The 1115-nt window shown below is 61.2% G+C and carries 1 protein-coding gene; it reads right to left on the bottom strand.

Features of this window, described 5'->3' with window-relative positions; translation table 11 throughout:
• The coding region (locus DFR52_RS24120) for an IS110 family RNA-guided transposase (protein ID WP_110034638.1) at window positions 1-922 on the bottom strand (922 nt) is incomplete at its 3' end.
• Window positions 923-1115 lie beyond the last annotated feature (193 nt).

Genomic DNA, 1115 nt, shown 5'->3' with positions numbered 1-1115 from the left:
AGCAACCGTGTTTTTGGTTTTCCCAGAACACCTGTCTTTTGACGATTGTGTTGATCATTGTGATGAGCTTTCGCATGGCGGCGACGATGGCGACCTTTGGTGGTCTTCCTGCATCTCTCAGGCGGGTGTAGAAGGCTTTGATGGGGGCATTGCATCGGATGGCGGACAGGGTTGCCATGTACAGGGCACATCGGACGGTTGGGCGACCACCGCCGATATGGCGCTGTCCGCACAGGGTTCCGCTGTCACGGACAATGGGTGCGACGCCGACGAGAGCGGAGAGCTTCTTGTCATCGATGGCCCCGAGTTCGGGAAGTTCCGCAATAATCACAGCGGCTGCGACGTCGCCGATCCCTGGCACGGAGAGAAGGATATCACGCCTTGCGGCAAGGTCCGGCTGCTGATCGATGGTCGTCGCGATGGCGGCATCGACCGTGGTCAGTTGGGCCTTGAGGAGGGCTTGGACCTGGTTGATCAGAGGGACGAGCGCTTGCGGCGCATGTTCGAGGCGGTTCTTCTCCGCGACCGCCATGTCGATCAGTTGGCGCCGTCTGGCGACGAGCGCGGTCAAGGAGGCGTGCCGCTCGCCGAGATCGGGCATCGGCGCTGGTCGAAACACCCGAGCGAAGTGCAGGATTACGTGGGCATCCAGCCGATCCGTCTTAGCCAGGCGCCCACTGGCTAGGGCGAAATGGCGCACCTGTCGGGGATTGATCACGGCGACGGGAACACCGACCGCCAGAAGAGACCGCACCATGCGCATCTCGTATCCGCCGGTCGCCTCAAGGGCCACCAGTTCGGCATTGCCGAGGCGCTCGGACAATGCCGCACAACCTGCTGCGTCGTTGGCAAAGCGATCGACCCTGTCACTATCGCTGACCGCCACATCGAGCCAGGCCTTCGAAACATCGATCCCGGCCATGACCGGGCAGGCTACATCTATCGCATTCATCGCATGCTCCTCCTTGCTACGCGGGTTCGAAACCCGTTCAACCGTTCGAGCGGATTCAATGCGGCGAAGGCACTCGCTGAGGTACGAACTCAAGGTTCGGGGATGACACGCACCTCCGCCGCTGGAGACAATCATACACCTTCGGCAACGTACAAGGATGAGG

This window comes from Hoeflea marina, assembly GCF_003182275.1.
Classification (GTDB): Bacteria; Pseudomonadota; Alphaproteobacteria; order Rhizobiales; family Rhizobiaceae; genus Hoeflea; species Hoeflea marina.
Note: the sequence above shows the minus strand (reverse complement) of the source record. Positions and strands in the feature narration are given on the sequence as shown.